A 5,687-nucleotide genomic window follows, 5' to 3' on the forward strand; every position below is an offset into this window, starting at 1 on the left:
CGCGGCACGAAGCGCTCCTGCCAGTCCTCGAACTCGCCGACGCCGACATTCACCGGCTTGCGCTCGGAGACGAGCCAGCGCTCGATCCGCGCGTCCCAGGCGTCCCCCTGGTAGCGCGCCTCCTGCGCCGCGCTGGCCTCGGCGACGAGCGCGCGGTCCTCGATCCACCAGGGCGCCCCGGCGCGGTAGCGCGCGACCGCCTCGGCCCAGAGCTGGTCGCGGTCGCGCCGCAGCCCCTCGAGGTCGATGTCGCCGCAGCGCAGCGGCCAGAAGCGCCGGTTGCCGGTCTCGTCGCGCAGGTAGGTGTCGGGGTTCACCGTCCCCGCGAAGACGCATTGCCGCGGCACGGTGACGACGTAGCGCTCGTAGGGCGGCCGGTAGCGGTCCGTGGTGCGGCTCAGGAACGCCTTGATGCGCGACACGTCCGCCTGGCCGATGGCATCCAGCTCCGCCATCTCGATGATCCACACGCCGCGCATCTGCTGGGCGGCATCCTTCGAGCCGAGCTCGGCGAGTTCGTCGGTGAACCAGGGATCCGAGGCGAGGACCTTGAGGGCGGTCGACTTCCGGATGCCCTGCGGCCCCTCCAGGATCAGCATGTGGTCGGCCTTGCAGCCGGGCTGCATGATCCGCGCGACCGCCGAGACCATCCACAGCGAGGCCATGCTGCGGTGGAGCGGCGTGTCCTCGGCGCCGAGGTAGGTGACCGCCCAGGCGTCGAGCCGCGGCGTGCCGTCCCAGGCCAGCGCCTCCAGGTAGTCGCGCACCGGATGGACGCGGACGTTGCGCGCCACGGCGATGACGCTGCGGCCGACGACGACGGGCGGGACGTTGATCTCGTGCCGCTGCAGCCATTCGGCGCAGCGCACGTCGTCGGCTTCGCCCCAGGGCCGGGGCAGCGGTGCGCCCGGCGGATCCCAGGGCAAGGCGCGCGCCACCATGATCTCCTGGCTGAACTCGTCGAACACCAGGGCGCCGGCGAACGCGGCGTCGAGGGAGAGCGCGGTGATGACGTTGGCCTCGTTGCGCTCCGGCGTGCCGCCCGCGTCGATCCGCAGCAGCGAGGCCCAGGGCGGCCGGACCGGCGCGCGCCGCACGTCGCCCGTGGCGTTCAGCCGCCGACGCAGCTCGACCAGCTGCTTCTCCAGGATGGAGACGGCGATCCCGGTGGCGGTCTTCACCGCGGCGAGGACCTGGCGCTCGGGCAGCGGATCGAGGCGGGCCATCGCCAACCGGCCGAGCAGGTCGGAGAGCGGCGCGGCGTCGGGCGGGCGGGTGAGGTCGGCGGCTGCGGCGAGCAGCTCCTCGACCGTGGCCGGCCCTGGTGCGGCCGAGGGCGGATCCGGCGGGGGGGCCGGCTGCCGCTCGTAATCCGCCGCGGTCGCGCCGCGCCGCAGGTCGTCGTTGAAGTCGTCGCCGTGCAGCGGGGCGAGGATGCGCGAGGGGATGTCCGCCAGGTTCAGCCTGTCTGCCAGCGTCGCCGCGGCCTGCATGCCAGCATGCCCGGCATCGGCGAAGATGGTGACGTGGGTGGTGCCCTCCGGCCATTGCCAGCGCCGCAGCCCGTCGGCCGAGAGCGCCGCCATGGTGGGGACGCCGAACAGGGCCATGGCGGCGAGCGCGGTCTCGATCCCCTCCGCCACGCCGATCCGCCCGTCCTCGGGCAGCGGCGCGAGCCGCACCGTCCCGCCGGCGACGGGCCCGAGCATCTTCTTGCCCGGCGGCGCCTTCCCGGAGCCGTCGTCGAGCAGGTAGGTGCGGTGGATGCCCCCCGTGGGCTCGCCGGCCGCGTCCCGCACCACCGCGACCATGCCGGGCCAGCCGCGCCGGCTCTCGAAGTCGGCGAGGTCGGGATGGAACAGCAGGTCGGGGCTGTCCGGCAGCGCGAGGCTGCGGCCCCGGAGGTAGGTCTCCGCCGCCGTCCCCGCGGGCGGAACGCATCCGTCCAGGATGCGCGCGACCTCCCGGCTGTGATCGGGCCTCGGCTCGGGCGGGCGCGGCGGCGGCGGCGCCGGCCGATCCATGCGGGCGAGCCGCGCGGCCTCGTCAAAGAGGCGGGCATCCGCCGCGCCGGTGCCGTGGGCGAGCATGTCGATCGGCCCCGCGCTCTCGCCGGTGGCATGATCGAAGCCCCAGCCGGCGAAGCGCCCTTCGAGGTGGATGACGCAGGAGCCCTCGCCTCGGGCCGGCCGGCCGGAGAGGTCGGCGCAGCGCAGCGTCCTGCCGTCCGGCGAGCGCCGCGCGTTCGGGAACAGCGGCGGCAGCCACTCCCGCGCCGTCTCGGCGAGGCGGCGCCGGACCTCCGCCAGATCGTGGCGCACCGGCGCCATACCGGCGTCGTTCAGGTCGATCGGGACCGTGGTCATGCCAGGATCACCAGCCCCTGCTCGGCCCGGGTGATCACCGTGTAGAGCCAGCGCCGGCGGTCGAGCTCGGTGCGCCCGAGGCCGTCGTCCCAGACCACGACGTTCTCCCACTGCGAGCCCTGGCTCTTGTGGCCGGTGATGGCCCAGCCGAAGGTCGCCTCGGTCAGCCCCTTCTTGAGCTTCCAGTCGCGGTCGTGCCGGTTCCGGTCGAAGGCGACATGGTCCTCGAAATGCCCCTTATAGATCCGCAGCCGGCCGCGGCTGCCGTCCTGCTGCGGCGGGCCGATGCGGTTGCCGTCCTCGTCCGTCACCACCGCCGAGAAATAGTGGCTGCCCTCGTCGACGATGTCGGAGAGGGTCAGGAACATGCCGTTGATCAGGCCGAGGTCGTTCTGGTTCTTGAGGCAGATGATCTTCTCGCCCGGCCCGCTGGGCAGCCAGCCGCTGTCGCCGAAGCCGGCGGCGCGGCGCATGGCGTTGTTCAGCTGCAGCCGGGTCGCGTTCATGCCGCAGATCACCTGGCCGCCACGCAGCGCCTGCTCCGGCGTGACGTCCGTCTTGCGCATCTTCCAGACGTGGTCGTCGTAGCGGCCGAAGCCGATCGGCTCGCCCTGCCGGGCCATGGTGGCGAGGCGGATGACGGCGCTCTCCGCCGCCTGGCGGTGGATCTCGGTCAGCATGACGTCGGGCGCGTCCTTGGTGAACGCGCCCTCGCCCTGGATCGGGGGTAGCTGGCCGGGGTCGCCGAGCACGAGGATCGGCTTGCCGAAGCTCATCAGGTCGCGCGCCATCTCCTCGCCGACCATCGAGACCTCGTCGAGCACGATCAGCTTCGCGTGCGCGGCGTCGCTTTTCGGATTGAGGGCGAAGCGCGGTCGCTTCATGTCGGCGACGCCCTGGCGCATGGCCTCGATGGCCGCCTCGGCGGCGGTGCGCTCGAAGCCGGAGAGGCCGCGCGCCCGCGCCACCGCCTCCTCGACCTTCTTCTCGGCCGCCTCGACCTCCTCCTCGGTCGCCTCGATGACGGAGTAGATCAGGCTGTGGATGGTCCGCGCCGGGGTGCCCTTGCGGCGCAGCACCAGCGCGGCCTTGCCGGTGAAGGTGGCCGTCACCACCCCGGGCACGCAGGCCTCGCCGTCGCCGCCGCTGCGGTGGTGCTCGAGGCCGAGCTCCTCCAGCGCGAAGCGCAGCACCGTCGACTTGCCGGTGCCGGCATAGCCGAACAGCCGGAACACCTGCTTCCGGTCGGCCTCGTTCTGGAACCAGTGCTTGATCGCCGCGATCGCGCGGTGCTGGGTGTCGGAGGGGGTGATGGTCATGGCGCCTCCCAGCAGCGGGTCGCGTAGGGACAGGAGCGGCAGAGGTGGAAGTCGGACGCCTGGGCGATGCGCAGCGGCAGCTCGCCCGCCTCGGCGGCGCGCAGGATGTCGACGGCGTGGTCCGACAGGCGCTGCGCCTCGGCGGCGTCGAAGGGCACCGCCTCGTGGTGCAGCGCCAGCGTGTCGCGGTTGAGCGCGGTGAGCAGCGCGACCTCCAGATCGAGGTAGGCCATGTAGAGCTGCACCTGCGCGAAGTAGATCGGCTTGGAGAGGCGCAGCCCGCGCTTGACCAGGTCGGTCCAGGACTTCTGGCCGAGCGCCTTGTGCTCCCACAGCGCGGGCCAGCGGAGGCCGACGTCAGGGCCGGTGACGATCACGCCGTCGGCGTGCCCCCGCAGCCGCCCGCCGGCCGCGACGAAGCCGAACTGCTCGCCGTCAGGTCCACGGTCGCGCAGGTCGAAGCCGGCGAGGCGCAGCCAGCGGATCGACAGCGCCTCGAACTGGTGCCCGGCGTCGAACACCCGCAGGATGCCCGGCTCGACGTCGCGGTCCTTCGGGGCGTGGCTGACCTCGTAGACCAGCTTGCGGGCGCAGGGCTCGCCGATGCGGCTGCCGCCGAGGTAGTCGCGCGGCCGCTGCTGCCGCTGCCGCGCCAGCAGGGCCGCGTCGAGATGCGCGTTGATGCGGGCGGTGATGACCGCGGCGTCGTCCAGTGGCGTATCGCCTCGCCCGTAGACGGCGCCGGAGCCGGAGTTCAGGTCGAGCAGCACCGGCCCTCCTAGAACGGCAAAGGGTCGTCGAGCGGATCGCGCTCGGCGGCCTGGCGCCGCATCGATGCCTGGAAGCCGTCGACGCAGGCCTCGATGATGCGGTCGATCTCCGCCGCGCTGCGGTCGTGGAACGGCGCCATGAGGTTCAGCTCGATCAGCACCTCGGCGAGCGGACGCCGCGCCTCCTTGATCGCGCGCTCCTCCATCGGGGTCTTGTCGATCACGCCGCCTCTCCGCCGTGCCAGCGCACTGCCAGCGTCGCAGCAGCGCATCGAGCAAAAGGACAGCCTCGGGTGGACACCGAGCCGAAGCTCATGGACGTAGCCGAAGCCTTTCGCCTCGCGGCCGCAGAGCGCGCAGGTGAGCCGCCGGATCTGGTCGGCCGGCGTGCAGCCCGGCAGCGGCGCGGGTCTGTCTGCTGGAGGACGGGGCTCCCGCGGCCGCGCCCAGCGTCGTCGCGCCACGCCGCCATCAGCCGTTCAGCCAGGCCGGACCGTTGGCGAGCGGCGCCGGCGCGGGCGGCGGCGCGGGCTGGGCGGGCGGCATGGCGGCAGGCGTGGCCCACGCCGGGGCGGTCGCCACCGGCGCCCGGGGCGCGCCCGCGTTGGCCCAGGCGGGCGCCGCCGCCGCGGGGGGCGCGGAGGCCGGACGCGGCGCGCGCTGGCTCGGGGCCGGTGGCAGCGCCTCGCCCGCCATGATGCGCGCGTATTCCGGCTCCCCCGGCAGCACCACGCGGTCGAGGCGGTTGTTGTCGCCGTAGCGGGAGTCGCTCGCCGGCTCGATCCGCAGCTTGGCGGCGAAGGTGATGCCGTGGAGGTCGGCGAGGCCGCGCAGGATGCGCCTGGCCTTGGCCGCCTCGCTCATGTCCTTGGGATCGAGGCCGCAGGCGCTGTCGATCATCGCCCGGAACATCCCCTTGGAGATCTTCCAGCCGATGGACACACCCTGCTCGTCCACCTTGCCGCCGGCGACGGTGAAGCTCTGCCAGAACTTCCGCCGCGCATGCGGCCCTGCCACCACGGTGAACTCGCAGTCGAGCAGGCGCACGTCGCTGCCGGGCGTCTTGGCGGCCTTGAGCAGGCCGCGATCCACCTCGCCGGCGCCGTCGATCCCGCCCCTGCGGATCTCCATCCGCACCTTCACGAAGCTGCCGTCCGGGATGAGGTCGGTGCCGCGCGGCAGCTCGGCGTCGTTCATGTCGAAGGTCATGCGTCAGCTCCTGGGCGCGAGGT

5 protein-coding genes are annotated in these 5,687 nt (G+C 73.3%); all 5 read right to left on the minus strand.

Annotated elements, in window-relative coordinates:
• The coding region (locus H596_RS0118685; protein ID WP_027286164.1) for a VapE domain-containing protein at positions 1-2,366 on the minus strand (2,366 nt) is incomplete at its 3' end.
• Positions 2,363-3,685: an ATP-dependent DNA helicase gene (locus H596_RS0118690; RefSeq protein WP_027286165.1), complete on the minus strand. Its 1,323-nt coding sequence runs from the start codon at positions 3,683-3,685 to the stop codon at positions 2,363-2,365. The genes H596_RS0118685 and H596_RS0118690, both read right to left, overlap by 4 nt.
• On the minus strand, positions 3,682-4,455 hold the full coding sequence (locus H596_RS0118695) for an isoleucyl-tRNA synthetase (protein ID WP_051213427.1): 774 nt from the start codon (positions 4,453-4,455) through the stop codon (positions 3,682-3,684). Before H596_RS0118695 ends, H596_RS0118690 begins: the two co-directional genes overlap by 4 nt.
• Positions 4,456-4,463: 8 nt before the next feature.
• Positions 4,464-4,679 carry a DUF6511 domain-containing protein gene (locus tag H596_RS22450; protein WP_245584078.1) on the minus strand — a complete coding sequence of 72 codons (216 nt, stop codon included), beginning with the start codon at positions 4,677-4,679 and terminating at the stop codon, positions 4,464-4,466.
• Between the two features lie 247 nt (positions 4,680-4,926).
• A complete protein-coding gene (locus H596_RS0118705; protein ID WP_027286168.1) occupies positions 4,927-5,664 on the minus strand; it encodes a hypothetical protein in 738 nt (245 codons plus the stop codon).
• Positions 5,665-5,687: the final 23 nt, after the last annotated feature.

This window comes from Rubritepida flocculans DSM 14296 (assembly GCF_000425365.1).
Taxonomy (GTDB): Bacteria; Pseudomonadota; Alphaproteobacteria; order Acetobacterales; family Acetobacteraceae; genus Roseococcus; species Roseococcus flocculans.

Excerpts from the sequence above, each read along its gene's own strand:
- H596_RS0118690 (WP_027286165.1), bottom strand. The coding sequence starts at position 3,685 with ATGACCATCACCCCCTCCGACACCCAGCACCGCGCGATCGCGGCGATC.
- H596_RS0118705 (WP_027286168.1), bottom strand. The coding sequence starts at position 5,664 with ATGACCTTCGACATGAACGACGCCGAGCTGCCGCGCGGCACCGACCTC.